This is a genomic window from Pseudoalteromonas sp. DL2-H2.2, from assembly GCF_021532535.1.
GTDB lineage: Bacteria > Pseudomonadota > Gammaproteobacteria > Enterobacterales > Alteromonadaceae > Pseudoalteromonas > Pseudoalteromonas rubra_A.
Genome location: NZ_JAKGBD010000003.1, coordinates 172,570 through 199,495, shown reverse-complemented (window position 1 = coordinate 199,495; position 26,926 = coordinate 172,570). Strand labels below are relative to the sequence as shown.

Below are 26,926 nucleotides of genomic sequence, written 5' to 3'. Positions count from 1 at the left end.
CCACACCCGGCTCATAAAAGCAGAGCCTAAGCTCTGCTTTTTTAGCTTCCCACCACCGCAATCAAGACAACAATACTAAACAAAAATTGCAGTGACATACTTAGCCATGCAAGTACATTGACACCGATCAGACTCCAGGGAGATGCGTCCTGAGGGTAAAGCGGACTGCGCTTTTGCCAGCGTGCCAGGGCAAAAAATAACAGCGTCAGGCTTGATATCATAATAGTCGCAGACAACTTATTACTGTGTGCTTCATTAAAAAAGAAGCTCAGTTGTACGGGCATCAAAAGCGCCACTAAGGCGTACAAACTATATACCCGCGCTACTTTTTCGTACTTGGCAGCAAACGATAGTTCAATGATCCCTCGCGCTTCCAGAAACTTCTTTGCCGCAACCGCCTGTGCCTGATTTGCCAGCCGATAGGGCGTCATTCCATTCACATCCGCAAGCCTTGGATCAACTTCCATCGATTCGACCAACTCAAGCATCGCAGTAGAATTGGAGCGCACGGCATAATGCATCAGGTTACGCCCTAAATCATCCAGAGACTGTTGTTGCGCATGGTGTTTTTTTATTGCCTGGACTGCACTGACAAAACCTTGTTCGACCAGCCACATCATAGCCGACTTTCCGTCAATGTCTTTGCTTTGCCCACTCGCACCTTGCTCAATAAGCTTCAGGGCCACAGATTGCTTGGCTGTCTTGGACATCACATGGGCCAACAAGGCCTGATCCAGCAAACGCTCAACTTCATCACCATCGCACAAAAGCTGCAATAGCCCAACATAAGCTTCGTCACTTTGCAGGCGTTCTACCGCCAGATGTAAGGTTGCTACGCTATCTTGCAAAGCCGTTTTAAGTACACCACTGATGTGTTGCTGGGTGTCTTCATCCGCCGCACACCACAAATCACAGGCTTCTTGTGCTGTGAGTGTTAAACCATGCTGCAAAAGTACCTGTAAGGCACATGTGTAGGATTTATTGAGTAGTAGTGTCGCGGGGGATACCTCACTGTGATAAGCCAGCTGCGCCTTTATATCCGCGTACTGGGCAAACACCCCAAGTAACTTTGCGATCAGCTCATCCTGGCTCACACCTGCAGCGGCAATATGTGCCAGCAATTCGTCACAGTAACTCTGATGTGCCTCATCGTAGTCGTCAATATGCTGATAACAGCAAGACTCAAATGGCTCAAGTGGTTTAAGCCACAAAATATACATCAGGGGCGGAAGTACCGACGAGCGCACACCCTGTTGATCTGTGACCGTTTCGCACTCTGGCCAGGCCTCGAGTGCATCCAGGATAAACGCCCCATTATGTTCAACCAACCCTTTGAGTAACAGAGGATATTGGGCCGGCCAAATTAAAACATGCTCCATTAAAGAATTAACCACCTTTTTGTCGTATCACGTGCTGAGTGCCATTGATAGTGTCGCAGCGCTATTAGCGGAATGATACCAATTGCATCTTAAAAAAGCTGCTGCTGATCTCAAGAATTCAACCCATTTACCCAATACAGTTACACACAACGGTGATAGACAACCGTTATACACAAGCGTGCCAGGGTATAACTATGGCTTGGTTTACTCATCTAGAGTCCTATAATTTCCTGTTCTTAACCAGAAACTGAGTACTCTGTGTATTGACTGACTTGTCTGTACTACAACTCGCTGAGCGCTATACTTGAGATAATTAAGGCTTAAGATATACAATAGAGGTGAACGTCCAATGAAGGCCCTGTGATAGGGAGCAAGTCAAAATGGAAAATACCTTACCAACCTGGCACGTGATACTGATTATTGTGATGGTGCTTGGTTTCATCATCAGTAATATTATGCTGTTAAAGTATATGACGCGCTTTGATGTGAAGGGCAAACTCGATAAACAAACCAAGCCTGAGTCAAAGACCGAACAAGAAGAAAAAGAAGACAAGTAGGGCTGGCTGCAAACCTGCCCTACTCCATTTGGTTAGCCCACCAACCAGTGTGCCATCAGCGCAATCACTGGCAGTGTCACCAGCGTACGTAAGATAAAGATACAGAACAGCTCAAACAAGTTAACTGGGATCTTACTCCCCAAAAGCAATGCTCCCACTTCTGACATATAGATCAGCTGCGTCACACTCAGCGCTGCAACAATAAAGCGCGTAACATCACTTTCAATGTTTGAGGCCGCCAGAATAGACGGGATAAACATATCCGCGAACCCGACCATAATGGTTTCGGCCGCTTTGGCCGCTTCTGGCACCTGCAGCAACTCAAGGTAAGGGACAAACGGCTTACCCAGGAACTGGAACACCGGCGTATGTTCAGCGATGATCAGTGCAAACGTACCGACCGCCATAACCACAGGCAAAACCGCAAACACCATATCCAGCGCATTGTGCACACCTTCTTTCAGTGTCCCTTTAACGCCTGGCGCTTTATCTGCTTTTGCCAGTGCAACGTCCAGTGCATGACCAAACAGTGTTTTTCCCTCAGGCACCAGCTCAGCACCAGGGTTGGCATCACTGCCATCAACATAGCAGTCTTTTTTCCAGCGAAGCGGAGGCAAGCGTGGCACGATAATGGCGGCGGCAATCCCCGCGGCGCACACAGTCAAATAAAATGGGGCAAACAAGTGCTCGAGTTTCACCTGGCCAATCACCACCAGACAGAAAGTGATCGACACAGCCGAGAAGGTCGTGCCAATGATGGCCGCTTCTCTTTGTGTGTAGTGTTTGTCTTCGTACTGGCGAGAGGTCATCAGAATCCCCACGCTTCCGTCTCCAAGCCATGACGCAACGCAATTCACGGCACTTCGACCAGGTACACCAAACAAAGGCCGCATCACTTTGGTCAGCAAAGTGCCAACCAGCTCCAGCAAACCGAAGTTAAGCAGCAAAGGCAGTAACAGACCTGCCAGGACGAACACAGAAAACAACACAGGTAGCAGATCATGCAGCACCAGCGTGCCCGTATTCGCAGAATGGATCATTTCGGGCCCGACTTTAAAGTAAGTCATCAGAATAAACAGCATACCTGCCAGGCGAGTCACCAGCCAGATGGGACTCACGGCAAATAAGTGCCGGAACAGGTGATTCTTCAGTAATTGTCTGGGTTTAGTCAGCGCGACAAACGCACTCATCACCCCGGTGATGCACACAATGCTTACTATCATGCCGTGTGCATAGGGGGCTATCCAGCTCTGTAGTGTTTTGGCCATTACTGCAATAGGAATGGTCATTGCTTCACCGATTGCCACAGGCGTCATAAATAAAAACACCCCGATCAGGGAAGGCACGAGAAACGCAAATAGCGTGCGCCAGTTTGGCGACGCTGAACCCGTAGATTCTGACATCATATGATTACCCACTAAAAAGAAAAAGAGCGTAAGGCTCTTTTTCATGTTACTTCAACTCATTGTTTTTATTTTAATATTTTGATTTATTTAAAATATTATATTTGCAGACCTCGACTGCGAAGCACCTCTAACAGAGATTGCAACAACAGCTCCATAGTCTGTGCATCCAGCACCTGTTCCTCACTGTCCAACCAGGTCAATGCCGTTTGACCATCGTCCGTTGTAGATACTTTGACGATATAATCACCGTCTGCTACTGGCAACACTGTGGCTTCCTCGCCCCAGATAGAATCCCAGACACTTTGATCCGGTGCTTCATAACGTATTTTCACTTGGTCGAGCTCTCTGTCCAGGCGAATAACGGTAAAGTTGACCCGCTCCAAAAAGTTCGACAGACGATCCATCACTGCGCTCTTTTCGACCAGCGTCAGCATGGCAGCATTACCATCCTGATCAAAGCCACCTTGCAAAGACAATAGTCCCTGCTGCTTACGCAGCTCAACGGCCAGCAATCTGTAGCGATAGTCAAATTCTGCGATCACTTCATTCAGCGCACGTACTTCTAACTGCTGTTTCAGTGTGTCGGTCAGTGGTTGTTCGTCGCTTTGATAGTCTAGCAGCTTGGCACTCAAAGACGCGGTACGTTGGTGTTCTTTTTGCTCCACCGTAAAGGCGAAACGTTGACGTGAAACCTCAACGATATCTTCCCATAGCCAGCCCTCATCTTTTCTGATCAATGAGTACCAGTCGGTTTCTATGGTCCCTTGCTGACGGGCATCCTTAACAACCCCCGTGTTGTGATTAACCAGCACGCCATCCAGAGAGTCCCAGATAAAGGCTGATAAATCTTCGATGCCATCGTTTTTATCAAAATAAACTTTGGCGATTTTGTCTTTGCTTTCAGCCCAGCTGCCCTGTGCCAGGGTCAGTACTTGCTGAGGTGGTCGGTACAGCTTAGCATCACTATCCGAGTTGTTGTCATAAACAGCAACCGTCATCTTATACTGCGGATCCTGATATGGCTGCTCAAGTCCGTCAGGCACGTTAATACCTTCATTAACGCGGTAGTTTTTGCTGTTATGTGCATCATTTGGAAATACACTACATCCCGTTAAACCAAGTAAAACACCTAAAGTCAGTGCTTTTGGAACCCAATACTGCACGAATAAAACTCCTTAGCAAACCCTGTTATATTTATTTACGGTAAACGAATATCGTCATTATATGAGTGGGGATTGCCGATTTGGTTCACTGCCGGAACAACTTTTTATCTTCGTCCGGCGAGCCTAAACAACTTGCAAAATTTGCCCTATGTTACTTGCCTCGCCCTGTAAACACAAGATGTGAGCCTGCGCGACGCAATATCTGAGCCAGCAAAACCCTCTGCCAGTATCCCAAGTTACTAAGTTATGTTAGTATTTACGGCTATACATCTAAAATTTGCCGTCAGGCATTACCCTATTCTCAGCGTATAAGGTGTTCTTAAATGACCACATTTGCCAACCAACAATTGGTTTTGACCGCAATCGGAGAAGATCGCTCGGGGATCGTCAGTGAACTGACTAAGCTGGTCAGTGAATGTAATTGCAACATTATTGATAGCCGTATTGCGATACTCGGTAACGAATTCACTTTCATTATGTTGTTGTCGGGCGACATGGCGGCAATCAGCCGTGTTGAGCATACCTTGCCGACCAAAGGCATGGAGCTGGGCTTACTGACCATGATGAAACGTACCGCCAGCCATCAACAAAATGAGTTTAGTGCCGGTTATACCCTGGAGTACAATGGACTCGATGCGCCTGGTACTTTGAGTAAAGTGACACGCTTTTTTGCAGAGCAAAATATCAGTATTAGTTCTTTGAAATCTGACACCTATGAAGAAAATGACGCATTACATATGCGCTGTGAAATCGAAGTTAACATTCCCATTGAAGTAGATGCCGACGCATTTAAAATACAGTTCGAGCATCTCTCAAACTCACTAAATCTGGATTATATTTTTCGACGCATTCGTTAAGGAGCATCCTATGAATACGCTACAAGCAGGCGCTCAGGCCCCGCAATTTACTTTACAAAATCAAGATGGTGAAAGCATTTCACTCAGCACACTGCTGGAATCAAACCAGGTGCTGGTGTATTTCTACCCAAAAGCGCTGACACCAGGTTGTACGGTTCAGGCTGAACAACTCAGAGACCACAAAGAACAATTGGCCCAGTTTAATACTGTGGCGGTTGGGATAAGCCCGGATCCGGTGAAAAAGTTGAAAAACTTCGAAACCAAAAAGGAGCTGAACTTTGACTTGTTGTCGGATGAAGATCACGCCATTGCCGATGCTTTTGGTGTCTGGGGACTGAAAAAATTCATGGGTAAAGAATATGACGGGATCCACCGCATCAGCTTTCTGATTGGTCAGGATGGGACGGTTAAACACGTATTCAATAAGTTTAAAACCAAAGAGCATCACCAGGTCGTGATTGACTATCTGGCAACCCAGTAACAAAAAAGGGGCTGTATTGAGCCCCTTTTTTACATTCTTCGCGCCTAAAGGTTAGCTGCGAGCATCCAGCATTAAGCGTTTCATGTCTCTTACTGCTTTCTCAAGCCCATCAATGGCCGCTCTAGCAATGATCGCATGGCCAATGTTCAGTTCATAAATTTCCGGCATTTCAGCAATGGGTTTGACGTTGTGATAATGCAAACCATGGCCTGCGTTAACAACAATACCCAGACTATGCGCATATTTAACACCGCTACGGATCCGCTCCAGCTCAGCATGCATGTCTGCGTCTGACTCGGCATCAGCATAGGCACCGGTATGGATCTCGATATACGGCGCGCCCGTGTCTTTCGCAGCGTCAATTTGCTTGGGATCCGCGTCGATGAACAAAGATACCTTGATACCCGCATCAGCCAAACGCGTCACTGCTTGTGTGATCTTATCTTTATTCGCAATCACGTCCAGACCACCTTCTGTGGTCAGCTCTTCACGCTTCTCCGGTACCAGGCAAACATATTCAGGCTTAACCTCACAGGCGATATCCAGCATTTCATCTGTGACAGCAATTTCCAGGTTCATGCGTGTCTGGATGGTCTTGGCCATCACATACACATCCCGGTCCTGGATATGACGACGATCTTCACGCAAATGGATAGTGATGCCATCGGCTCCGGCATGTTCAGCCACTGCCGCAGCATGGGCCGGATCTGGATAGCTGGTGCCTCTTGCCTGGCGCAATGTAGCAATATGGTCGACGTTTACGCCCAATAATATCTCTTTCATTGTTATTACCTTGGTTGAAATAGCTCTCTGCTTTTCAGCGGTTTATGGCCAAGTAATGGCCTGAGTAAATATCTGCTTAAGCCTTTCGCCTGACGCCTGACCTGATCGTCAGAAAAATCGTGCTGAGCAATCTGGTGCAGTACCCGTCCCGAAAAACCTATATGCCTGTCATCCGTGCGGACAAACCCCAGCTCTCGGGTATATTGATAATACGCATTTTCTACAATCATCTCACCATCGGCGTCACAGTCAAATTCGACCCCAAACCCCAGCTGCTCTAACAGCTGAAACTCAAAGCTGCGCAAGGTCAGCTCAAACTGCTGCTTACTGGTACTGTCGCTAAGGGCATGGAGCTGAGACAAATGTTGGTGGTAAAGCGAGAACATTGATTCGAGTGGCTCGTTAACGGGAATAACCCGCGCACTCAGTTCATTGAGGTAAAAGCCACAATACAGCACTTGCCCTTTTAGCGCCAAAGGCTGGGTATGTAATTCGATGTCGTTCAGGTATTTTAAATCGTGACGGCCACTGTAGCGTACTAACAGCAGGCTGAAGGGTTGCAGGTGTGCGTTATGCCTGAGCGCCTGGCGCCCTTTGATGCGGGCCAGCATCATCAACTGGCCCACTCCTTCGACCAGCATATTGAGCATCACCTGTGAGTCGCTGTATGCGCGGCGATGCAACAAATACGCTTGTCGAAAGTCATTGTTCAATTAGTCTTCCCCGTAGCCAAGACTACGCAGTGCCCTCTCATCGTCTGCCCAGCCGGACTTCACTTTTACCCAGCATTCGAGGAACACTTTGTTATCCAGCATCTCTTCGAGATCGCGGCGTGCTTCACGGCCAATGACTTTGAGTTTTTCACCCTTATTGCCGATCACCATGCGTTTTTGTGACTCGCGTTCTACCAGGATCAATGCATTGATCTGCCACACCCCGTTGTCGAGCCACTTAAATTGCTCAATTTCAACGGTCACGGAATAGGGCAACTCGTCGCCCATAAAACGCATCAGTTTCTCGCGCACGATCTCAGCAGCCAAAAAGCGCATTGAGCGGTCTGTGACATAGTCATCCGGGAAGAAGAATTCACACGCAGGCAGATGCTTGTGCACTTCGGCTTTAACCATGTCCACATTGCGGTTTTGTTTGGCCGAAATAGGAATGATCCCGACAAAGTCGCCCTGCTCCGACAACCATTGCAGGTGCGGCATCAGCGCTTCGCTCTTGTCTTTTACCTGATCGCTTTTATTGATCACCACTAAAACCGGACGACCGCTGTCTTTGACCTTGTTCAGTACCATTTCATCGTCTTTGGTCCACAAGGTGCCCTCAACAACGAAAATCACCAACTCAACATCACCGATAGAGCTGGAGGCAGCCCGGTTCATCAAACGGTTAATCGCGCGTTTTTCTTCGCTATGCAACCCGGGTGTATCCACGTACACCGCCTGATAGTTATCCTCGGTATGGATCCCCATGATACGGTGTCGGGTTGTTTGCGGTTTGCGAGACGTAATGCTGACCTTTTGTTCAACCAGCTTGTTCAGTAACGTTGATTTACCAACGTTGGGTCGCCCGACAATCGCGACCATGCCACAATGGGTATTAGGAGTCATTCTTTAAAATCTTTAGTGCTTTTTCAGCGGCCTTTTGCTCCGCCTTACGACGTGAGCTGCCTACTGAGATAATACTTTCCATCCCTTCCACAATACATTCAACCGTGAAGGTCTGATTGTGCGCCTGTCCCTTAGTATCAATTACAGTATAACCGGGTAGAGGTAACTTGCGTGCCTGCAAGTACTCTTGTAGCAAGGTTTTCGGGTCTTTTTGGTTGTGGCCCGGAGAAATTGCCGCCAAACGCGTGTCATACCATTTTAAAACCAACGTCTTACAGGTCTCGATGTCTGAATCTAAAAACACCGCGCCAATAATCGCTTCAACCGCGTCTGCCAAAGTTGATTCGCGACGATAACCGCCACTTTTCAACTCACCAGGACCTAATCTCAGGTAATCACCCAAACCAAACTCAACGCCAAACTCGGCCAGTGTCTGACCACGTACCAGGGTTGAGCGCATGCGGCTAAGATCGCCTTCACGCGCTTTAGGAAACTGTTTGTACAGGGCATTTGCAATAACAAAGCTCAGGATCGAATCGCCCAAAAACTCCAGGCGTTCGTTGTGCTGCCCCTTATGGCTACGATGCGTCATTGCCTGCTCAAGCAGGCTTTGATCTGAGAACTCGTAACCGATTTTTTTATATAATTCTGTGACGTTTTTTTTCATGCTACTGAATATTACCTAGGCGTTCAAAACGAACTCCTGTTGGAACCCAGGAAGGCAAAATGCTGTCCGGGCCATTTTCAAAATCAAAACTCATCCAAATAAATACGGCTTTACCAACCAGGTTTTCTTTCGGTACGAAGCCCCACATACGGCTGTCCTGGCTGTTATTACGGTTGTCACCCATGGCAAAATAACTGCCCTCAGGCACCACCCACTCATCACGACGAGTGCCAGGTTGCTGGTAATAACGCTCGGTCAGTTCGGGCAACTGAGGTGTCACCAGTACATCATGCGTCACACCCGGCAGGCTTTCGGTCAGCCGAACCATTTGCATCGCACCTTGTTTAAATTCATCGCGGTTGACGATATCGAGGTTAATCTTATTAAACTCACCACATGCCAACCCATCGCGTTGCTGTTCACCTTCATTGCAATACGGCTTTATATATAGCTGACGATCACGATACACGATACGATCGCCAGGCAAACCGATAATGCGCTTGATGAAGTCAATGCGCTCATCCAGCGGGAACTTAAATACCGCGATGTCGCCTCGCTGTGGATCGTCCACTTCAACCAGCTGACTGCGCCAGACTGGGTCCTTGATGCCATACGCGTACTTTTGTACCAGGATAAAATCGCCGTCCAGCAGCGTTGGCATCATTGAACCAGATGGTATCTGGAAGGGTTCAAAAATAAATGAGCGGAACACTGTGATCGCAGCAATCATCGGAAAGATGGATTTTGCGCTTTCAGTGATGGCAGGCACAGGTGCTATCTGCTCAATGGTTTCCTCATCAAGCGGCTGCTCAGACGCGCCTTGTGCTAATGCGATACGCTCCTTACGCTTAGGCGCGTAAAGCAAATGATCGATTAGCCATATCAAGCCCGAGCCGAGCGTCAATAACACCAAAAATACTGAAAAATAACCTGCCATAATAATTCCTGTTACTTACCTACTTTAAGAATCGCAAGGAAAGCATCCTGTGGCACTTCAACGTTGCCCAGCTGCTTCATACGCTTCTTACCTTCTTTTTGCTTTTGCAGTAGTTTCTTCTTACGACTGACGTCACCACCATAACACTTCGCGATGACGTTTTTACGTAACTGTTTCACAGTGCTTCGCGCAATCACGTGGTTACCGATCGCCGCCTGAATCGCGATATCAAACATCTGGCGCGGGATCAGTTCACGCAATGCTTCAGCCAGCTGACGTCCGCGGCTTTGCGAGTTGTCACGGTGGGCAATAATGGCCAACGCATCGACACGATCGCCATTGATCAGGATATCGACACGAACCATATCAGACACCTGGAAACGCTTGAAGTTGTAATCCAGTGACGCAAATCCACGGCTGGTCGACTTCAATTTATCAAAGAAGTCCATCACTACTTCGGCCATAGGCAACTCATAAGTCACCGCAACCTGTTTACCGTGATAGCTCATTTTGGTCTGCACGCCGCGTTTTTCAACACACAATGTGATGACATTGCCCAGGTATTCCTGAGGCACCAGAATATTGGCTTCTACAATCGGCTCACGAATTTCAATGATGTCATTAACCGGAGGCAGATCAGACGGGTTATCAATCTGGATAACGCCATCTTTGGTTTCCACTTCGTACACTACCGTCGGTGCCGTCGTGATCAGATCCATATCGTATTCACGCTCAAGACGCTCCTGAATGATCTCCATGTGGAGCATACCCAGGAAGCCACAACGGAAACCAAAGCCCAGTGCTGTCGAGTTCTCCGGCTCGAAGAATAAAGACGCATCATTGAGGCTCAGCTTGTTCAGTGCATCACGGAAGTTCTCGTAATCATCTGATGAAATCGGGAACATACCTGCATAAACCTGAGGTTTAACACGCTTAAAGCCTGGCAGACGCTCTTTCGCCGGCTCTTTGGTCAGGGTGATCGTATCACCCACCGGCGCGCCATGAATGTCTTTGATACCGGCAATCACGAAGCCAACTTCACCGGTTTTCAATACCCCGGTTTCTGTTTGCTTCGGGGTGAAAATACCGACTTTATCAGCGATGTGCGTCTGATCTGTCGACATAATCTTAATTTTGTCACCACGACGCAGCTCACCGTGCTTGATACGCACCAAAGACACAACGCCCTGGTACGGGTCAAACCAAGAATCGATGATCAGGGCCTGCAGTGGCTGCTCCGGCTCACCTACTGGTGGCGGCACGTCGCGCACGATCATTTCCAGTACGTCGTCAATACCGATACCTGTTTTGGCACTACACTGCACCGCTTCAAGTGCTTCGATGCCGACGATTTCTTCAATCTCTTCTGCAACGCGCAAAGGATCGGCCTGCGGCAAATCGATTTTGTTCAACACCGGCAAAACTTCAAGGTCCATTTCAATCGCGGTGTAGCAGTTTGCCAGGGTCTGGGCTTCTACGCCCTGACCGGCATCAACAACCAGCAAAGCACCTTCACAGGCAGCCAGTGAACGTGATACTTCGTAGCTGAAGTCAACGTGTCCCGGTGTGTCGATAAAGTTAAGCTGATACGTTTCGCCATCATTGGCTTTATAGTTCAGTGTCACGCTCTGCGCTTTGATGGTGATCCCACGCTCTCGCTCAAGGTCCATCGAATCCAGCACCTGCTGCTGCATCTCGCGATCTGTTAAGCCGCCGCATACCTGGATTAAGCGGTCCGAAAGGGTCGATTTCCCGTGGTCTATATGGGCAATAATTGAAAAGTTACGGATGTGCTTCATATACTGGATTCTAAACTTCTGTTTTTCACAAATAGAGATTAAACGCCGATTTTACAATTTATTTGGCGCAATCACCATCTATTTGCGTTAGGGGAAGGCTAATTGGATAAATTTTTATCACTTTGATGTCATGACGCAGCGCTTTTGTGCGTTGTTTTGCGATTTGAAAGCCTGTCAGGCCACCCAATGCAGCGGCCAGGATCTGCCAGGGTTCAGACACCCCCAGCATCAGGTGAGCAACAAACATGGCTAAAAACGCCATTACCAGCGGTAACAAATAGACCCAAAGCGCATTTTCGACGACTTTACTGTCATCCAGTGCCAGAGTCATTTTTTGTCCAACCTGTACGGATTCCTCACACACTATGGGCAAGGCCTTTTTGTTGCTGCCAAACAGCTTGCTGAAGATCTGTGACCCGCACTTGCCGTTGCAGCCGGCACAAGCCGGCTTGTCTTCGGCAACGAGCCAGACAGTATCGCGTTCAACCCGCGAGACGGTAAGCGTTTGTTCTATCATAGTAGCCGTGTCACCGACTCAGCGATTGCCTTGGCCGTCATTGTTGGGATCTTGCCAACCACAGAAACGTCAAATGCACCGGAGTTGTGGACATACACTGTGGTTGCGCCAGAACTGAGCGCGCCGCTGGCTCTTTGCCCCGACAAGGGTCTTTGTACAAATACGGAGAACTCCACCAGGCCATCGGAAAACAAAAAGTAATCCGCCAGTTCATTGTTCAAGTCAAGCTTGTGACGGTCCGACTTGAGTAGTTTAAAACCTTCTGGCAACCAGCCAATACGCCAGTTGTTTTGCAATTTTTGCGTGCTTTCTGCCGGCGCAAGAGACGCTAAAGGCATAGGAAAGTCTTTACTGCTCAACTCTATCAGCGGTGGCGCCGGTTGCTCGGTCACACTGATGTGGGTGAGCTGCAGCTGCTCTAACACTTCACCTTGCTGGGTGACATAGGCGGCTTTAAGCAGCAGCGCAGATTGAATATCAATCCACAGCCAGTAATTGTATTTATGTTCATCTTTAGATACTAAGCGAACAAGCTGCGCGGCTCTGTCAGCAATGCGCTCTTTGCCACCGAGCACAAAATCGTAACTGTCCGACAGGCTGCCCACTTCGCCAAACAAAATTTCCGGAATGGGGCCGGCTATGGCATCGGTTTCGATAGAGTAAGGTTGGGTTTGTGGCTCGAAGTAGGTGACTTTATTATCGACGCGCACCACTTCCAGGCCAGCACCGTTTTGTCGGCTGAGAATTTCCAGTTCACTGTTATCCACTTTGCCGTGGATCCAGCGGTACGGTTCCATCCCCTTGCCTTTCACCACCACAAATGATGCATCAAAGTTACGCTCCTGAATGGCAGAAGACATATCAGTGAGCAGCTGTTTTGCATTAATGATTTCGCTGGCAACAACCTGGGCACTCAGGCCCACTCCCAGTAGTAACGCAAGCCACTTCATCTACTTTGCTTGTTCCTCTTTTTCTTGCTGTGCCTGTTGAGCCAGGGCATGTGCCATTCTGGACTGGCGCTGATGCTCAAGTACCAGTGCACCAATACGTTGCTGTTGCAACTCTCTTAAACCTTTTTCAGCACTTTCCAGCGCAGGCTCTGATGACAGGCTCACTGGCGACACCGAACCGGTTACCGGGGTCGATTGTAACACAGGAAAGTCGCCATTGGCTTGTTCCTGCGGGCTATAATTGCTCACTCCCAGCACCGCCACCAAAGACACACTGGCTGCAATAGCAACCTGAGCCAAAGGCTTGCGCCAGTTCGACAAGGTAACAACGTTGTCTTCCTGAGGGGCTTTTTGTGGTTGCTGTTGTGGTACCTGTTCGCCATAAGTAGCTTCATCGGCGAGTGCATCCGCTATACTGGCGGTAATATCTATGCAAGGAGCCTGATTTTGCTGGCTACGCATTGCATCACCTATCAGCGCATAGCGAGCAAACTTATCTGCATCGAACTGTGCCTGACTGGCGTTATCCAGAGCCTGCTCGGCATCGAGAATACTGGATGTAACTTGCCCGTCTTTGACATTAAAGTTTGATTGCGTCATCTACTATTACCTATGAGTGGGTTAATATTATTGTCAATGGCTTCACGCGCTCTGAAGATCCGCGATCTGACGGTGCCCACCGGACAATCCATCACAACAGCGATTTCTTCATAGCTCATGCCTTCAATCTCACGCAGCGTAATTGCCGTTTTAAGATCATCTGGTAGCGATTCAATGGTCCTGAAAATCACTGCCTTGATCTCATCGCTAAGCAACAAGCTTTCCGGAGACGCGTTTGACCTGAGCTGCTCTGCGCCATCATAAAATTCGGCTTCCTCTGCATCTACGTCGTTTGCCGGCGGTTTACGCCCTTGTGCCACCAGATAATTCTTCGAGCAATTAACGGCAATCCGGTACAGCCAGGTATAAAATGCACTGTCACCCCGAAAATTGGGTAAAGCCCGGTACGCCTTAATAAACGCTTCTTGTGCCACATCGGCCACGTCGCCCGAATTGGACACGTAACGCGAGATCAATGCTGCAACTTTGTTCTGATATTTGGCAACCAACAAATTGAACGCATTTTTATCTCCTTGCTGAACACGCCGAACTATCTCTAAATCTAAATCCTGCTCGCTCATTCGAGCCGGTACTCCTCTTTGTTATTACTTGTTTTTCACACACATTGTCGCGCATTGTTGCCATCTTTTACAGCTACTCTGACTTAGTGCTGAATAAAAAGTTCTGTTTTTTTGATATTTTTTTTAAAATACCCCGTATTGTCACGTCATAAACGTATTCGGTGTCGGATAAAACAACGCGCGGCAACATTGCGCTAAGCATAGCAGATTTATCACAACACACAGAATATCAGGTTTAATTAGCTAAGACCCACTAACATGAAAGAACAAGTTCAGCACCAAACAGATGTCATTATCGTCGGCAGCGGCGCAGCCGGGCTAAGCCTGGCCCTGTCGCTGGCCAACACCTGTCGCGTCACGGTACTCAGTAAGGGCGACCTGCGTGAAGGCTCAACCTTGTACGCACAAGGCGGCATTGCTGCGGTGTTTGATAAGAAAAATGACAGCATAGAATCCCATGTGGAAGATACTCTGGCAGCAGGTGCAGGACTGTGCGACAGAGAAGCCGTACATTATACCGCGTCTAACGCTAAGCAGTGCCTGAAATGGTTAATTGAGCAGGGCGTGCCATTCGATATGGAATTCGACAGCAAAGGAAAGGAGCGTTTTCACCTGACGCGTGAAGGCGGCCACAGCCATCGCCGTATTCTGCATGCGGCCGATGCCACAGGTAAAGCGGTCCAGTCGACTTTGATTGAACGCGTTCAGGAACACCCCAACATTTTGCTACTGGAACAATATAACGCCATTGATCTCATTACTCATGGCGCTTCAGGGCAAAAGGTGGTGCATGGCCTGTACGTTTACAACCGTCGTGCTAATCAGGTTGAAACTGTCACCGCTAAGTTTGTTGCGCTGGCAACCGGTGGCGCCAGTAAAGTGTACCTTTACACGTCTAACCCGGACGTATCCAGTGGCGACGGGATTGCAATGGCGTGGCGCGCAGGCTGTCGCGTTGCCAATATGGAATTTAATCAATTTCACCCTACCAGCCTGTACCACCCTGAGCTGCAAAACTTTTTGATCACCGAAGCCATGCGTGGCGAAGGCGCTTTATTAAGACGCCCCGACGGCACCCGGTTTATGCCGGATTTTGATGATCGGGAAGAATTAGCGCCCCGTGATGTGGTGGCCCGCGCCATCGACTACGAGATGAAACGCCTGGGCGCCAACTGTGTGTATCTGGACATTTCTCATAAAGACAAAGACTTCATTATTGAGCACTTCCCGACCATTTACGCCAAGTGTTTGAGTGTGGGCCTGGATATCACCAAAGAGCCTATCCCGGTGGTGCCTGCCGCACATTATACCTGCGGCGGTGTGATGACGGACTTCAATGGCCTGACCGATATCAGCAATCTGTACGCCATCGGCGAAGTCGCCTATACCGGGCTTCATGGCGCCAATCGTATGGCCAGTAACTCTTTACTTGAATGTATTGTGTTTGCTCACGCCGCTGCCAAGGACATTCTCGCCAAACTGGATACCCAGCCGTTGCCGCCGCAGCTGCCGGAATGGGACGAAAGCCAGGTCAGTGACTCAGATGAGGAGGTGGTGATCACCCACAACTGGCATGAACTCAGGCTGTTTATGTGGGACTATGTTGGCATTGTACGCTCGACCAAACGCCTGGAGCGGGCACTGCGTCGGGTTGAGTTATTACAACAGGAAATCCAGGAGTACTACTCACACTTCAGAGTCAGCAATAACCTGCTGGAGCTGCGTAACCTGGTGCAAGTCGCAGAGCTGATCATTCGCAGCGCGCTGGCCAGAAAAGAAAGTCGTGGACTGCATTATACGCTCGACTACCCAGACAGTGCCCAGACCACCGCACCAACGGTGCTCACGCCCAGCAAAATCAAACGTTAATGCCATTTGGGCTCATATCATCTGCAATACCTGGCGGCATAATTGTCGCCAGTATTGTTCATCCATTGCGTGGCGCATCACGCCAATATGCCGGGTGCCCTGTTCGGTCTTAACGCTCAGCAGTAAAGCGCTGTGAAAATACAGGTGCGCTGCCTTTAACTGCCCCTGCCAGTGCTGCTGCGAAGCCGATACAAGCACCAAGCCTTGCTCCGGCAAGACGCCGAGCTGCCCTGAAGGTATAAAGTATTGGCGCGCCTTGTATCTGGCAAAGTAATAACCCAACAAGCAGGTGCCACTATGCCACCACCAAAGAGTTGGCGCTGCGATAATCAGGGCCAAAGCCAGGCAGCAAAAAAAGACCACAATGAATTTGTGGTCTGGTGTGTTCTGTGTGAAGTAAAAGCTAAGCGCGGACCCGGTCAAGAACGAACTTTACCATCGCATCCAGCTCGGGATAAGGACACGCCTCATGACCCATAAACCAGGCAAACAAATCGGGATCTTCAACTTCCAGTAAACGTTGAAACACTAGTTTATCCTGCTCAGATAACTGGTCATACGCTTCGTCAACGAAAGGCTCCAGTAAAATATCCAGCTCCAGCATGCCACGGCGACATGCCCACTTTGTGCGGGCTTTTGAATACAACTCAGCCATAATTTCCACATACCCCTAAAATTTGTCGTGTCGAAGCGATTATAACGTATCCTGCGGTGCACGTTAACTGGGTGAATAAACAATAATCCTGCCTTTGGCGCCTATCTCAGCTGCGAGAATTACGGTAATATTAGGTAAATTCTTCAACAAGGATCAATAAGATGGCACAAGCAAATGCATATCCTCTTAGTTTACAATTGATCTCTGTAAGCGGCGCCGATAAGTTGAGTTACCTGCATGGCCAGGTCACCCAGGATCTCAATCTGCTGACGGATGATAACTACCTGTGGGCCGGGCATTGCAGCCCCAAAGGCAAATTATGGGCAACGCTCAGGCTGAGTAAGTTAAACGACTCCTATCTGCTAATTGGCTCCCAGGCCGAAACCGACGCATCCTGCCGTGAGTTAAAAAAATATGGCGTGTTCGCCAAAGTTGATATTGAGATCACCCACCATCAGGTTATTGGTATTCTGACCGATGACATGACACACACTTGCGAGCAGCTCGGACTCACCTTCGCTCAGGAGGCCAATGCCTGTACATTTGCTGGCAATAATAAGGCACTGCAACTGGACAGCCAACGACTTCTGCTGATTGTAGAGCACGGCTACACCTTGCCACAAGGCATAGCGTTACACACAGATCCGACCCCGTTTGAGACCGCTTCGATTCTGGCCGGCGAGCCACAGCTGGGCGAGTCCAGCATTGACGAATATGTTCCTCAAATGGTGAACCTGCAGGCACTCGGCGCGATCAGCTTTAAAAAAGGCTGCTATACTGGTCAGGAAACGGTGGCCCGAATGCGTTACCTGGGTAAGAACAAACGTGCCTTGTATATCGTCAAAGGTCAGGCTGCAGCGCATCCGCGGGAATCCGAACTTGAAATACAACTGGATGGTGATAACTGGCGCCGGGCCGGTAAAGTGATCCACCAGGCCTACGACAGCACAAGTCAGGACTATTATGCGCTGGCTGTAATGGCCAACGATTTAACCGACGCATCCGTTTTGCGCGGCAAAACACACCCGGACGTAGCGCTGGCTATCCAGCCACTACCCTACTCTTTAGAAGACAATTAAGCGGAAATATTATGAAGATTGCCCCGAATACCGTTGTAAAAATGCACTACGCTGTACTGGACAACGATGACAACAGCATAGACAACACCTTTGATGATGAACCTCTGGAGTTTATCGTTGGTACGGGTTATTTGATTTCGGGCCTGGAAGATGCCTTGATGAGCAAACAAGCGGGTGACAAGTTCAGCGTCAGTGTCGAGCCGCAAAATGGCTATGGTGAGCGTCATGATAACCTGATGCAGGCTGTACCAAAAAGCATGTTCGAGGAAATGGAAGTTGAAGTCGGTATGCAATTTCGTGCAACCACAGACGAAGGTGAGCAAACCGTGATTGTGATCGGCATCGAAGGTGACGATGTTATCGTTGATGGCAACCACCCGCTGGCGGGCATCACGTTAAACTTTGATGTTGAAATTCTCGAAGTGCGCGAAGCCACATCCGAAGAGCTGGAGCATGGCCATGTACACAGTGAAGGCGGCTGTGGCCACCATCACTAATCCACAAATAAACACTAGAAAGCGCCTATTGGGCGCTTTTTTTTATTTCCTCAAGGGCGGCAAGTACACCCGCCTGATCGTTCGTACCAATGCGATATTGTGTGCCATCTTCAAGCACAAACTCAATGGCTTTAAAACCATGTGCCGCGTACACCCAGCCATCATGTGTGATCTTCACCCCTATACCATGACGAAATGAGTTAGTCACTGCTGTGAACGATTGCAACTCATTTACATTGACCGTTTTCTTCAGGACACCCGGGCCAAACCACCAGCTCACGGTCTGCTGTTTCTGGTCAACTTCCAGTGTCAGCCCATAGAACAAATAACCTATCAACGCCAGAATACCAATAAATCCGTATAACAGCGCATTGTGGCCTAACAAATAGATTGCCATAGCAACAAAAGTGGCAAACCAACCCAGAAACGCCCAAATTATCCAGGACCATTGCGTGTTTTTATACATGCACTTCACTACCTAATTAAAACTATAAACAAGTGTGACACCCACTTCGCTGTCCACCTTCTCTTTTCCTTCTTCTGGCTGAGAATGATAGCGATAGGTGTAAGCGACTTTCATTGAAACCCCGCCCATTACCTGACTGATCAATGCCGTTTCAGAAAACATCCGAGCGCCGAGACCCGACATTGATTTTTCATAACTGATGTCCTGATTAAAACGGGTTCGCTTTGATACGGTGCGCTCCCACTGTAATGCCGCACGTAACAAGTGACCTCGTTCAACCCTTTGCTCCCCGGGCGCCAGTTCTACCTCATCCTCGCGCCGATACATAGACAAGCCCGGACCGAGATCAACGTCGACGGTATTCTTGCGTCCTTCGAAAATCCGCTTGCCATAGCCCACAACAAACGTGGTGGTGTACTCGCGACCATTGAACTCATCCCGCTCATAGTCGCCATATAAAAACAACGAGGTATTCTTCTCGCCTATTTTATAGTTGCCCTGCGCGGAGATGAAGTAGCGAGACGCGGTTTCATCTTCAATCTTAGTATCCGGGTCGACTTCCCGCCGGTATGCCCCGTCGAGCTTGAACTGATTACGCCAGTACTTAAAATCTTGATACAAGTTACTTTTAAGTTTAAATGCTGTATTGCTGGTATTGCCCCGATTAAGCAATACCCCCAGCTCAACGTCACCATACAAAAACTCTCCCTCATGCAACGCGTGGATCTCTTCGTCTGACAACTCCCCATACTCATGAAAATCTTCGAATGGATCGACGGCAAAAGCCCGGGCGCTGAGCAAGAGCCCAGCGGAATAAAGGAAAAAAATGGCGTACTTCACTACAGTGATTTCTCTTACTGCTTCCAGACAATGTGGCAAAAAGGCGCATCCAGGTCGCGGCTTATCAGGATCTTGGCAAAAACGGTATCGCCCTGATCGAGCTCCAGACCCACGATCACCTGAACAAAGTGCTCCGCCTCTGCTTCTTGTTCATAAGCGACCAGTGACTGCCAGCTGTCATCGGGGACACTGTCTTCGATAAATCCAAATTCCTCGCTGTGGCTGTCGAACAGCTCAACGTCTTCGGCCGTCAGGTTGTCAGCGGCGAGCTCAAGGAAAATATCATAGGCTTGTTGCGATACTTCTTCGATGGAACTTAAACGTGCAGACATTACATTACCTCGTCTGTCAAAATTGAGTTGTATAGTAGCAAATTGCAAATTTACAAGGCTATGGCTTTTAGTTAGTTTGAGCAAAAATATCGTCCAAATACATGAAAAACGGTATTTGACCTGCCCGGTGTGCCATCAGCAGTACTGGCACCGTTAAAGTAAATACTCTATGCTAGCCCTGCAAACCGACAAGAATAATAATGATGCGCGAAAGAAGGAAACAGATATGGTCCAGTTAGAGACAACTGACGGCATCGCCTGGGTCACCCTGGCCCGGCCCGAAAAGCAAAATGCACTGTCTTACGAGATGTTCAGACAGTTAGATAAGATCATCCGTACACTCAGGCGCGATCGCCAGTTACGCGCTGTGGTGATCCAGGGCCAGGGAGCGCATTTTTGCGCTGGCCTGGATGTCGGCGCCGTCATGAAAAACCCCCGCAATATCTTCTCGCTAATTAGCAAATGGCTACCCGGTAATGCCAATCTGGTACAGCGGGTTGCGTTGGGTTGGCGCGCTCTGCCCGTGCCTGTGTTTGCCCTGGTACGGGGTAACTGTCTGGGTGGCGGTTTACACATCGCTTTGGGCGCTGACTATCGTATTGTTTCACCTGACGCTCAGTTCGCCATTATGGAAGCCCGCTGGGGGCTGTGTCCGGATATGAGTACCAGTTTGATGCTGCCTGGCATTGTAAATCATGATCAGGCGCTCTGGCTGGCTTCTAATCCGACTCGTATTGATGCCGGGCAGGCCAAAGCGCTTGGGCTGGTGACAGAGGTCTGCATTGATCCGCTGGCCAATGTCCAGCAACGATTAAGCCAGCTTGCGCGGGTGTCACCGGATGCGCTGGCTGCCATAAAGAGCCTGTACAATACGGCTTACCACCCGCCACAGCGTAAGTTGTTATGGCAGGAAACCTGGTTGCAGATAAAGCTGCTGCTGTCTAAAAATACCCGTACGGCTATGCACAATGGCCGTCAGCCTGACACGCCCAAACCATATCGTCCGCGCGGAAAATGGTAATAAGGTCGCATTGTGAGGCGCACGGATTGCGCTCAGAATACCCACAGTCTTAATCGAAAACGTGTCTACTATGATGATTGCTCTGCGATTTATTGCATCCCTTGCGATTTTGATTGGCTGCCTGTGGACGGCCAGACTGGCCACGGCCGCCTTTGCCCTGAGTTTGCCAGCCCCGTTACTGGGGCTCGTGCTGCTGTTTATCTTACTCCAGACCGGCACCTTAAAAAGCGAGTACTTACTTCCATCTTGCGCACCAATTTTAAAGTATATGGCCGTGTTTTTTATTCCTGCCGGCGTCGGGTTGATTAGCTATCTGGACACACTTGGTGAAAATGCCTGGCTGCTGGTGAGTGTGCTCATCCTAGTACCGGCACTCGGTCTGCTCCTGACAGGAAAACTGGCGAGCAAAGGCAGATACTATGATTAATATGTTGCTGGGCTGCTCAGTCACTCTGGTGTTATTTTTTGTCATGCGACGCCTAAATCAGCGCTGGCGCTCACCTTTACTGAACCCCGTATTGCTATGCATTGTGATCATCAGCGCCTGTTTACTCATAAGCGACGTTGATTATCTTGACTATCGCAATGCCACAACTCCAATCAGCTTTTTCCTTGAGATTGCTGTCGTGGCCCTTGCCCTGCCGCTGTACCAGCAGCTCCATGCAATCAGACCTTATCTTGTCTTGATCTGTGCCTGCAGCTTTGTCGGGATCTCCAGTGCAACCCTGCTGGCCTTTTTGCTCTGTCAGTTGTTTAGCGCATCCACAGCACTGAGCGCTTCACTTATGGCTTTGTCTGTCACCACCCCCATTGCATTGATTGTCACGGATTCGCTAAATGGCTTGCCCGGGGTTGCCGCCATTATGGTGATTCTCATTGGCGTACTGGGCGGCGTCTTTGGCTTGTCACTGCTGAGTTTAGCTGGCGTAACTCAGCCTCAGGCCAAAGGGATTGCGCTGGGCGTGGCCTGTCACGCAATTGGCACAGCGGCCGCGATGGAACACCACCCAGCCGCCGGCGCTTTTGCCTCCGCAGCGATGATAATCAGTGCCGTGATCACCGCAAGCTGGGTGCCGGTGCTTTTTACTCTGTTACAGGGCATAATCAGCTAAACTGATAGAAATCACTTTATCATCAACCAATAAGCTGTCACGAATTGCCGTGACAGCCACGCAGGAGCACACTGTGATAGAACAAGAAATCGCACAAATTGAACATTACTACGTGCTGATCCGAGATTACCTGGTCACTTACAGCATGCAATTATTGGGTGCGCTGGTGATCCTGATCCTCGGCTTATGGCTGGCGAAAAAGCTCGCCAAAGCCACCGAAACCCTCATGCTCAAGCATAATATTGACGTCACCCTGACAAACTTCATCAGTAATGTGGTCAAAGTCCTGATCATCATTATGTTTACCATCATAGCGCTCGGCAAAATAGGGATCAGTGTCACTCCCTTTGTGGCGGCAATTGGTGCGGCCTCACTGGGTGCAGGTTTAGCGGTGCAGGGCATGTTATCTAACTACGGCTCTGGGTTGGCCATCATTGCCACCCGGCCATTTGTGGTGGGCGACACCATAGCCGTTAAAGGGGTGTGCGGTCAGGTAAAGAGTATTGAACTGGGTCATACCATCCTGATCAATGAGGAAAAGGTCGAGATAACCATTCCCAACAAGCATATCATTGGTGAAATTATGCAAAATTCCTTCGCCCACTCATTGGTGAAAGGAGAAATTGGTATTGCTTACAGTGCCAGCGCCGAGCAGGCTATTGCGATTATTAGTCGAATTCTGGCCGATTATGACGCCGTCGCAGACACGCCACAAGCCCAGGTTGGGATAGAAGCATTTGGCGACAGTGCCGTACTGATCAGCTATCGTTACTGGGTACCGACCACACAGATCATCGAGCATAAATTGACTATCAATGGTGCCATTTATGCCGCAATTCAGGCTGCCAATATAGAAATCCCATTCCCGCAGCGGGTTGTCACTATCAAAGAGAAGCATACGTCCGCAGATTGATCCAGGCTATTTTTCACTCTATGCTGTCAATGTTTTGTCTACAAAACATACAACATGTAAAACGGAGTGATCTATGAACACAAGAAAGTTAATGAAGATATGCTGTGCTGCGGGCCTGCAAATGATTGCAGTGCACAGCTGGGCTCAGGCCGATACCGCCAACTATGACTGTAGCGCTCTCGCCGAGTGGTCCAGCTCAACGGTGTACCGCAGAGGGGACCAAGTACGTGCTCAGACGCAAGCCTATGAAGCCAAATGGTTCAATCAAAATGAACTGCCGGCAAATAATTCAGGTACCTTTGACGTATGGCGACAACTTGGCCAGTGTATCAGCGGCAGCGCCCCTTTGGTTACTTTGCTAAGCCCGTCAGACGGTGCTGTGCTGAACAAAAATGACAACGCTGTTTTTTCTGCAAATGCTAGCGATCAGGATGGCGACCTTGCTCAGGTTGAGTTTTTTGTCGATGACATTAGCGTCGGTATACTCAGCCTGCCTCCTTACCAACTTACCTGGTCAGCACAGCTGGGCCTGCACACCGTGAGCGCAGTGGCAGTAGACGCCAAAGGGAATCTGAGTAAACCCGCAACGGCTGGCATCACAGTGCGCGATGACAGCGGCAATGTCCCCCCGGCTCTCACCATTGAAACACCGACAAACAACCAGGCATTTAAAGTTGGCGATTCCGTTAGCCTTGCTGTGCAAGCCACTGACACCGATGGCCAGGTTGTACAGGTCGAAATGTGGCGAGATGCTCAGCGGCTGAAAACACTCAACACCCCGCCTTTTCGTCATGATTTTGTGACCGTGAGCCCGGGCAGCAAACAGCTCAGAGTCATTGCACAAGACGACAAAGGCGCAACCGCTGAAGCCAGTGTGACCATTCAGGTAAGCGCTGCAAGTTCCGGCGGCTGTGCAGGTCTGAGCACTTATCACGCGGGGCAAAGCTATCAAAATGGTGAACTGGTCGCCCATAATAATCGCAAATACCGCTGCGACATTGCGGGCTGGTGCAGCTCCAGTGCTGCGTGGGCCTATGAGCCCGGTGTGGGCCAGCACTGGCAGGACGCCTGGAGCGATTTAGGGATCTGTGCAATCGCGCCCGAAATTAGTTTTAGTCAGCCTAACGACAATGCCACTTTGCTGCTTAACCAGCCGACACAAATCGCGGTCAGTGCCTCCGATGCTGACGGGACTATTTCGCAGCTAGAGTTGTTTGCTGATCAAACCTTACTTGGCAGCACCGCGCAAAATGCACTGACTGTTGAGTGGACGCCAGGCAACACCGGACCAGTTACACTCAGTGCCGTTGCAACCGACAACGAGAGCAATCAGAGCCAGCAAACCATCCAGGTTACAGTGACAGATCAGCCTTTGGTGGTTGATTTAACCGCTCCGACTTCAGGCACACGCTATGTACTGGGTAATTCAGTCACTATCAAAGCTAATGCTCAGGCGCTCAGCGGTCAGATCTCTATGGTCGATTTTTATGCCAATGGGGTAAAAGTTGCTAGCGATACTCAGGCACCTTATGAGTTTAATTACACTCCCGCAACACTTGGACAGCTCAGCATCTATGCAACTGCGACCAGCACATCGGGAGATACCACAAACAGCCCGGCCGCCACTGTCACTGTGATTGCCCCACCGGTTGGCAAAACCCATAAACTCATAGGCTACTGGCATAACTTTGTTAATCCGGCTGGCTGTCCTATTCCATTGGATCAGATCTCCGATGCCTGGGACATCATTGACATTGCCTTTGCTGAGAACGACCGCTCGTCTAATGGCACGGTTCACTTCAAACCGTTTGAGAAGGACATTCGTTCTAACTGCCCACCCATTGACCCCGCTAAATTCAAAACCGATATGCAGGCACTGCAGGCCCAGGGCAAAGTTTTTGTACTCAGCCTGGGTGGCGCCGAAGGCACCATCACCTTAAATACCGATGCCGATGAAGCGAATTTTGTCAGCAGTCTCACGGCCATTATTCAGGAGTGGGGATTTGACGGCCTGGATATCGACCTTGAAAGTGGCTCAAACCTGTTACACGGTTCTCAGATACAAGCCCGCCTGCCCAGAGCAATTAAGCAGATAGAGCAGAATATCGGTGGTGATATGGTGCTCACCATGGCGCCGGAACATCCTTACGTTCATGGCGGTATGATAGCCTACTCCGGCATTTGGGGCGCATACATACCACTTATCAACGAGCTCAGAGACACGCTGGACTTACTGCATGTGCAGCTCTATAACAATGGTGGACTGCCCAATCCTTACGAGCCGGGCAGCGCACCGGAAGGCTCAGTCAATATGATGGTCGCACACGCCAAAATGCTGATTGAAGGATTTGATCTTGCCGATGGCAGTCGCTTTATGCCGCTCAGAGACTCCCAGGTCGCCATTGGCCTGCCATCCGGCCCGCAATCCGCCAATTCAGGTCAGGCACCCATTGCCAATATCATTGCAGCGCTGGACTGCCTGACTAAAGGCACACAGTGCGGCACCATTGCGCCCAGCCAGCCTTACCCGGCTTTTGCCGGTGTGATGACCTGGTCCATCAACTGGGATAAATTCGATGGCTACAACTTTTCAGTACCCGTTGGTAATAAGCTCACTGAAATGAATCAGGGGCAATAAACACCCAGCTACGGGGTAACGGCACTCTGCTGACCGTTACCCTATTTAGGGCTTGTTCTTACCATTTGCCTCTGGCAGATCGGCATAATTAACGCTAAGGTGAGGTTTATCCGGTCAGTGCCAATGATATTCAAGGAGATCTCATGAGTAATACCCCCTATACGCCGCCCAAAGTGTGGACACATCAGTCCAGTAGCGATAATAAATGGGCCAATATTAATAGCCCGAAATCCGGTGCCAGATATGAACAGGCACTCCCTGTCGGTGCCCACCCTTTGCAACTGTACTCGCTTGGAACACCAAACGGCCAAAAGGTCACCATTATGCTGGAAGAGCTGCTGGCACTTGGAGTAAGCGAGGCTGAATACGATGCATACTTAATCAATATTGGTGAGGGTGAGCAATTTTCTTCTGGCTTTGTTGACGTTAACCCAAACTCAAAGATTCCCGCTCTGGTTGATAAATCAGGCGAAACAGAGGTCAAAGTCTTCGAATCCGCTTCTATCCTGGTTTATTTAGCGGAAAAGTTTGGCCACTTATTACCCTCATCTGGCTCACCAAGAACAAACACTTTTAACTGGTTATTCTGGGCACAAGGTTCAGCGCCGTTTGTCGGTGGCGGATTTGGTCACTTCTATGCTTATGCGGATGAAAAACAGGAGTACCCTATCAATCGCTTTGCCATGGAGGCCAAGCGGCAGCTGGATGTGCTGAATAAGCACCTGGCAGACAACACCTATGTTGCAGGCGAACAGTACACCATTGCCGATATCGCCATCTGGCCCTGGTATGGCAACCTGGCACTGGGCAAGCTATACGATGCCGGCGAGTTTTTGCAGGTGCACGAGTATGAGCACCTGGTGCGCTGGGCTAAGCAAGTTGGCGCACGTCCTGCGGTACAACGTGGCCGGGTAGTTAACCGCACCTTTGGTGAGTCCTGGGAGCAGCTGCCCGAGCGCCACAGCGCAGCCGATATTGACGCCGTGCTGGCACTAAAAGCCTAACTATCCAGCGCGTGTCCCGCACGCGCTGATTTACCTACCCTTACAGAGGGTAAGCCATTGTGCTCCCCTCTCCCTTTAGTCCATCAGGTGGCCAGCGATTAACTGCAAGATAGAAAAATCATAAATATAAATGACAATTATTTGCATTTGTGTTTTTATATTTATAATAAGCCGATTATATGGTGTTGAACCACTGCCCATCAACAG

At 49.4% G+C, this 26,926-nt stretch carries 30 protein-coding genes; 12 read left to right on the top strand and 18 right to left on the bottom strand.

What is annotated here, in order from left to right; genetic code table 11:
* Nucleotides 1-41 precede the first annotated feature (41 nt).
* Nucleotides 42-1,379 carry an ankyrin repeat domain-containing protein gene (locus L1285_RS06575; protein ID WP_235411441.1) on the bottom strand — a complete coding sequence of 446 codons (1,338 nt, stop codon included), beginning with the start codon at nt 1,377-1,379 and terminating at the stop codon, nt 42-44.
* Nucleotides 1,380-1,759: 380 nt separating this feature from the next.
* On the opposite strand from L1285_RS06575, the gene L1285_RS06570 reads away from it, so the two are divergent.
* Nucleotides 1,760-1,936, top strand: coding sequence for a DUF2897 family protein (locus tag L1285_RS06570; RefSeq protein ID WP_082078991.1), 177 nt, complete (start codon nt 1,760-1,762; stop codon nt 1,934-1,936).
* Between the two features lie 32 nt (nt 1,937-1,968).
* Here L1285_RS06570 and L1285_RS06565 read toward each other — a convergent pair whose 3' ends face one another.
* Together L1285_RS06565 and bamC are read right to left on the bottom strand one after the other, a co-directional pair.
* On the bottom strand, nt 1,969-3,339 hold the full coding sequence (locus L1285_RS06565; protein WP_235411841.1) for a YjiH family protein: 1,371 nt from the start codon (nt 3,337-3,339) through the stop codon (nt 1,969-1,971).
* 98 nt (nt 3,340-3,437) lie between these two features.
* A complete protein-coding gene (gene bamC / locus L1285_RS06560; protein WP_046006763.1) occupies nt 3,438-4,505 on the bottom strand; it encodes an outer membrane protein assembly factor BamC in 1,068 nt (355 codons plus the stop codon).
* 323 nt (nt 4,506-4,828) lie between these two features.
* Between bamC and L1285_RS06555 the strand changes: the two genes are divergently transcribed.
* Together L1285_RS06555 and bcp are read left to right on the top strand one after the other, a co-directional pair.
* Nucleotides 4,829-5,362: a glycine cleavage system protein R gene (locus L1285_RS06555; protein ID WP_046006764.1), complete on the top strand. Its 534-nt coding sequence runs from the start codon at nt 4,829-4,831 to the stop codon at nt 5,360-5,362.
* Nucleotides 5,363-5,372: 10 nt separating this feature from the next.
* The gene (bcp, locus tag L1285_RS06550; protein ID WP_235411440.1) at nt 5,373-5,843 is read left to right on the top strand and encodes a thioredoxin-dependent thiol peroxidase; all 471 of its coding nucleotides are present in this window, start codon (nt 5,373-5,375) and stop codon (nt 5,841-5,843) included.
* A gap of 51 nt (nt 5,844-5,894) precedes the next feature.
* Here bcp and pdxJ read toward each other — a convergent pair whose 3' ends face one another.
* From pdxJ to rpoE, 10 genes are read right to left on the bottom strand one after another with little or no spacing between them, the layout of a single operon-like run.
* Nucleotides 5,895-6,626, bottom strand: coding sequence for a pyridoxine 5'-phosphate synthase (pdxJ, locus tag L1285_RS06545; RefSeq protein WP_046006766.1), 732 nt, complete (start codon nt 6,624-6,626; stop codon nt 5,895-5,897).
* Nucleotides 6,627-6,631: 5 nt separating this feature from the next.
* A complete protein-coding gene (recO, locus tag L1285_RS06540; RefSeq protein ID WP_235411439.1) occupies nt 6,632-7,339 on the bottom strand; it encodes a DNA repair protein RecO in 708 nt (235 codons plus the stop codon).
* The gene (gene era / locus L1285_RS06535; protein ID WP_046006768.1) at nt 7,340-8,242 is read right to left on the bottom strand and encodes a GTPase Era; all 903 of its coding nucleotides are present in this window, start codon (nt 8,240-8,242) and stop codon (nt 7,340-7,342) included.
* Entirely contained in the window at nt 8,232-8,909 is a 678-nt protein-coding gene (gene rnc, locus L1285_RS06530; protein WP_046006769.1) for a ribonuclease III, read from the bottom strand. Before rnc ends, era begins: the two co-directional genes overlap by 11 nt.
* A gap of 1 nt (nt 8,910) precedes the next feature.
* On the bottom strand, nt 8,911-9,846 hold the full coding sequence (lepB, locus tag L1285_RS06525) for a signal peptidase I (RefSeq protein ID WP_235411438.1): 936 nt from the start codon (nt 9,844-9,846) through the stop codon (nt 8,911-8,913).
* Between the two features lie 11 nt (nt 9,847-9,857).
* Complete coding sequence (lepA, locus tag L1285_RS06520) at nt 9,858-11,645, bottom strand: translation elongation factor 4 (RefSeq protein ID WP_235411437.1); 1,788 nt, start codon at nt 11,643-11,645, stop codon at nt 9,858-9,860.
* Nucleotides 11,646-11,703: 58 nt separating this feature from the next.
* The gene (locus L1285_RS06515; RefSeq protein ID WP_235411436.1) at nt 11,704-12,162 is read right to left on the bottom strand and encodes a SoxR reducing system RseC family protein; all 459 of its coding nucleotides are present in this window, start codon (nt 12,160-12,162) and stop codon (nt 11,704-11,706) included.
* Nucleotides 12,159-13,112, bottom strand: coding sequence for a MucB/RseB C-terminal domain-containing protein (locus L1285_RS06510; RefSeq protein WP_235411435.1), 954 nt, complete (start codon nt 13,110-13,112; stop codon nt 12,159-12,161). Before L1285_RS06510 ends, L1285_RS06515 begins: the two co-directional genes overlap by 4 nt.
* Nucleotides 13,113-13,712, bottom strand: a complete 600-nt coding sequence (locus L1285_RS06505; protein WP_235411434.1) for a sigma-E factor negative regulatory protein — start codon at nt 13,710-13,712, stop codon at nt 13,113-13,115.
* A complete protein-coding gene (rpoE, locus tag L1285_RS06500; protein WP_046006775.1) occupies nt 13,709-14,293 on the bottom strand; it encodes an RNA polymerase sigma factor RpoE in 585 nt (194 codons plus the stop codon). The genes L1285_RS06505 and rpoE overlap by 4 nt, the downstream gene beginning before the upstream one ends.
* A 258-nt stretch (nt 14,294-14,551) precedes the next feature.
* Between rpoE and nadB the strand changes: the two genes are divergently transcribed.
* Nucleotides 14,552-16,162 carry an L-aspartate oxidase gene (nadB, locus tag L1285_RS06495; RefSeq protein WP_046006776.1) on the top strand — a complete coding sequence of 537 codons (1,611 nt, stop codon included), beginning with the start codon at nt 14,552-14,554 and terminating at the stop codon, nt 16,160-16,162.
* A gap of 12 nt (nt 16,163-16,174) precedes the next feature.
* On the opposite strand, the gene L1285_RS06490 is transcribed toward nadB, so the two are convergent.
* Both L1285_RS06490 and L1285_RS06485 read right to left on the bottom strand, forming a co-directional pair.
* Complete coding sequence (locus L1285_RS06490) at nt 16,175-16,525, bottom strand: protein YgfX (protein ID WP_328285026.1); 351 nt, start codon at nt 16,523-16,525, stop codon at nt 16,175-16,177.
* 40 nt (nt 16,526-16,565) lie between these two features.
* Nucleotides 16,566-16,817, bottom strand: coding sequence for an FAD assembly factor SdhE (locus tag L1285_RS06485; RefSeq protein ID WP_046006778.1), 252 nt, complete (start codon nt 16,815-16,817; stop codon nt 16,566-16,568).
* Between the two features lie 161 nt (nt 16,818-16,978).
* On the opposite strand from L1285_RS06485, the gene ygfZ reads away from it, so the two are divergent.
* Both ygfZ and L1285_RS06475 read left to right on the top strand, forming a co-directional pair.
* Entirely contained in the window at nt 16,979-17,896 is a 918-nt protein-coding gene (ygfZ, locus tag L1285_RS06480) for a CAF17-like 4Fe-4S cluster assembly/insertion protein YgfZ (RefSeq protein WP_235411432.1), read from the top strand.
* Between the two features lie 11 nt (nt 17,897-17,907).
* Nucleotides 17,908-18,393, top strand: coding sequence for an FKBP-type peptidyl-prolyl cis-trans isomerase (locus tag L1285_RS06475; RefSeq protein ID WP_046006780.1), 486 nt, complete (start codon nt 17,908-17,910; stop codon nt 18,391-18,393).
* Between the two features lie 25 nt (nt 18,394-18,418).
* On the opposite strand, the gene L1285_RS06470 is transcribed toward L1285_RS06475, so the two are convergent.
* From L1285_RS06470 to L1285_RS06460, 3 genes are read right to left on the bottom strand one after another with little or no spacing between them, the layout of a single operon-like run.
* Nucleotides 18,419-18,859 (bottom strand): hypothetical protein, encoded by a 441-nt coding sequence (locus tag L1285_RS06470; protein ID WP_235411431.1) that lies wholly within the window; start codon nt 18,857-18,859, stop codon nt 18,419-18,421.
* A gap of 12 nt (nt 18,860-18,871) precedes the next feature.
* Nucleotides 18,872-19,699 carry a DUF481 domain-containing protein gene (locus L1285_RS06465; protein ID WP_235411430.1) on the bottom strand — a complete coding sequence of 276 codons (828 nt, stop codon included), beginning with the start codon at nt 19,697-19,699 and terminating at the stop codon, nt 18,872-18,874.
* Between the two features lie 14 nt (nt 19,700-19,713).
* The gene (locus tag L1285_RS06460) at nt 19,714-20,031 is read right to left on the bottom strand and encodes a DUF440 family protein (protein ID WP_046006783.1); all 318 of its coding nucleotides are present in this window, start codon (nt 20,029-20,031) and stop codon (nt 19,714-19,716) included.
* 226 nt (nt 20,032-20,257) lie between these two features.
* Between L1285_RS06460 and L1285_RS06455 the strand changes: the two genes are divergently transcribed.
* From L1285_RS06455 to yghU, 6 genes are all read left to right on the top strand, one after another.
* Nucleotides 20,258-21,052, top strand: a complete 795-nt coding sequence (locus L1285_RS06455; RefSeq protein ID WP_235411429.1) for a crotonase/enoyl-CoA hydratase family protein — start codon at nt 20,258-20,260, stop codon at nt 21,050-21,052.
* Nucleotides 21,053-21,122: 70 nt separating this feature from the next.
* Nucleotides 21,123-21,479: a CidA/LrgA family protein gene (locus L1285_RS06450; protein ID WP_235411428.1), complete on the top strand. Its 357-nt coding sequence runs from the start codon at nt 21,123-21,125 to the stop codon at nt 21,477-21,479.
* Entirely contained in the window at nt 21,472-22,164 is a 693-nt protein-coding gene (locus tag L1285_RS06445; protein WP_235411427.1) for an LrgB family protein, read from the top strand. The genes L1285_RS06450 and L1285_RS06445 overlap by 8 nt, the downstream gene beginning before the upstream one ends.
* Nucleotides 22,165-22,237: 73 nt before the next feature.
* Nucleotides 22,238-23,077: a mechanosensitive ion channel family protein gene (locus L1285_RS06440; protein ID WP_235411426.1), complete on the top strand. Its 840-nt coding sequence runs from the start codon at nt 22,238-22,240 to the stop codon at nt 23,075-23,077.
* A 73-nt stretch (nt 23,078-23,150) separates the two neighbouring features.
* On the top strand, nt 23,151-25,715 hold the full coding sequence (locus L1285_RS06435) for an Ig-like domain-containing protein (RefSeq protein WP_235411425.1): 2,565 nt from the start codon (nt 23,151-23,153) through the stop codon (nt 25,713-25,715).
* A gap of 143 nt (nt 25,716-25,858) precedes the next feature.
* Nucleotides 25,859-26,719, top strand: coding sequence for a glutathione-dependent disulfide-bond oxidoreductase (gene yghU / locus L1285_RS06430; RefSeq protein WP_235411424.1), 861 nt, complete (start codon nt 25,859-25,861; stop codon nt 26,717-26,719).
* The last annotated feature ends 207 nt before the right edge of the window (nt 26,720-26,926 follow it).

Bases quoted from the DNA above. Each gene is read 5' to 3' on its own strand.
- L1285_RS06575 (WP_235411441.1), bottom strand. From the start codon at position 1,379: ATGGAGCATGTTTTAATTTGGCCGGCCCAATATCCTCTGTTACTCAAA.
- L1285_RS06435 (WP_235411425.1), top strand. From the start codon at position 23,151: ATGAACACAAGAAAGTTAATGAAGATATGCTGTGCTGCGGGCCTGCAA.
- ygfZ (WP_235411432.1), top strand. From the start codon at position 16,979: ATGGCACAAGCAAATGCATATCCTCTTAGTTTACAATTGATCTCTGTA.
- pdxJ (WP_046006766.1), bottom strand. From the start codon at position 6,626: ATGAAAGAGATATTATTGGGCGTAAACGTCGACCATATTGCTACATTG.
- L1285_RS06510 (WP_235411435.1), bottom strand. From the start codon at position 13,112: ATGAAGTGGCTTGCGTTACTACTGGGAGTGGGCCTGAGTGCCCAGGTT.
- rnc (WP_046006769.1), bottom strand. From the start codon at position 8,909: ATGAAAAAAAACGTCACAGAATTATATAAAAAAATCGGTTACGAGTTC.
- L1285_RS06505 (WP_235411434.1), bottom strand. From the start codon at position 13,712: ATGACGCAATCAAACTTTAATGTCAAAGACGGGCAAGTTACATCCAGT.
- L1285_RS06455 (WP_235411429.1), top strand. From the start codon at position 20,258: ATGGTCCAGTTAGAGACAACTGACGGCATCGCCTGGGTCACCCTGGCC.
- rpoE (WP_046006775.1), bottom strand. From the start codon at position 14,293: ATGAGCGAGCAGGATTTAGATTTAGAGATAGTTCGGCGTGTTCAGCAA.
- L1285_RS06570 (WP_082078991.1), top strand. From the start codon at position 1,760: ATGGAAAATACCTTACCAACCTGGCACGTGATACTGATTATTGTGATG.
- L1285_RS06460 (WP_046006783.1), bottom strand. From the start codon at position 20,031: ATGTCTGCACGTTTAAGTTCCATCGAAGAAGTATCGCAACAAGCCTAT.
- yghU (WP_235411424.1), top strand. From the start codon at position 25,859: ATGAGTAATACCCCCTATACGCCGCCCAAAGTGTGGACACATCAGTCC.
- lepB (WP_235411438.1), bottom strand. From the start codon at position 9,846: ATGGCAGGTTATTTTTCAGTATTTTTGGTGTTATTGACGCTCGGCTCG.
- L1285_RS06565 (WP_235411841.1), bottom strand. From the start codon at position 3,339: ATGTCAGAATCTACGGGTTCAGCGTCGCCAAACTGGCGCACGCTATTT.
- bcp (WP_235411440.1), top strand. From the start codon at position 5,373: ATGAATACGCTACAAGCAGGCGCTCAGGCCCCGCAATTTACTTTACAA.
- L1285_RS06450 (WP_235411428.1), top strand. From the start codon at position 21,123: ATGATGATTGCTCTGCGATTTATTGCATCCCTTGCGATTTTGATTGGC.
- era (WP_046006768.1), bottom strand. From the start codon at position 8,242: ATGACTCCTAATACCCATTGTGGCATGGTCGCGATTGTCGGGCGACCC.
- L1285_RS06485 (WP_046006778.1), bottom strand. From the start codon at position 16,817: ATGGCTGAGTTGTATTCAAAAGCCCGCACAAAGTGGGCATGTCGCCGT.
- lepA (WP_235411437.1), bottom strand. From the start codon at position 11,645: ATGAAGCACATCCGTAACTTTTCAATTATTGCCCATATAGACCACGGG.
- L1285_RS06515 (WP_235411436.1), bottom strand. From the start codon at position 12,162: ATGATAGAACAAACGCTTACCGTCTCGCGGGTTGAACGCGATACTGTC.
- L1285_RS06445 (WP_235411427.1), top strand. From the start codon at position 21,472: ATGATTAATATGTTGCTGGGCTGCTCAGTCACTCTGGTGTTATTTTTT.
- nadB (WP_046006776.1), top strand. From the start codon at position 14,552: ATGAAAGAACAAGTTCAGCACCAAACAGATGTCATTATCGTCGGCAGC.
- L1285_RS06555 (WP_046006764.1), top strand. From the start codon at position 4,829: ATGACCACATTTGCCAACCAACAATTGGTTTTGACCGCAATCGGAGAA.
- L1285_RS06470 (WP_235411431.1), bottom strand. From the start codon at position 18,859: ATGTATAAAAACACGCAATGGTCCTGGATAATTTGGGCGTTTCTGGGT.
- L1285_RS06475 (WP_046006780.1), top strand. From the start codon at position 17,908: ATGAAGATTGCCCCGAATACCGTTGTAAAAATGCACTACGCTGTACTG.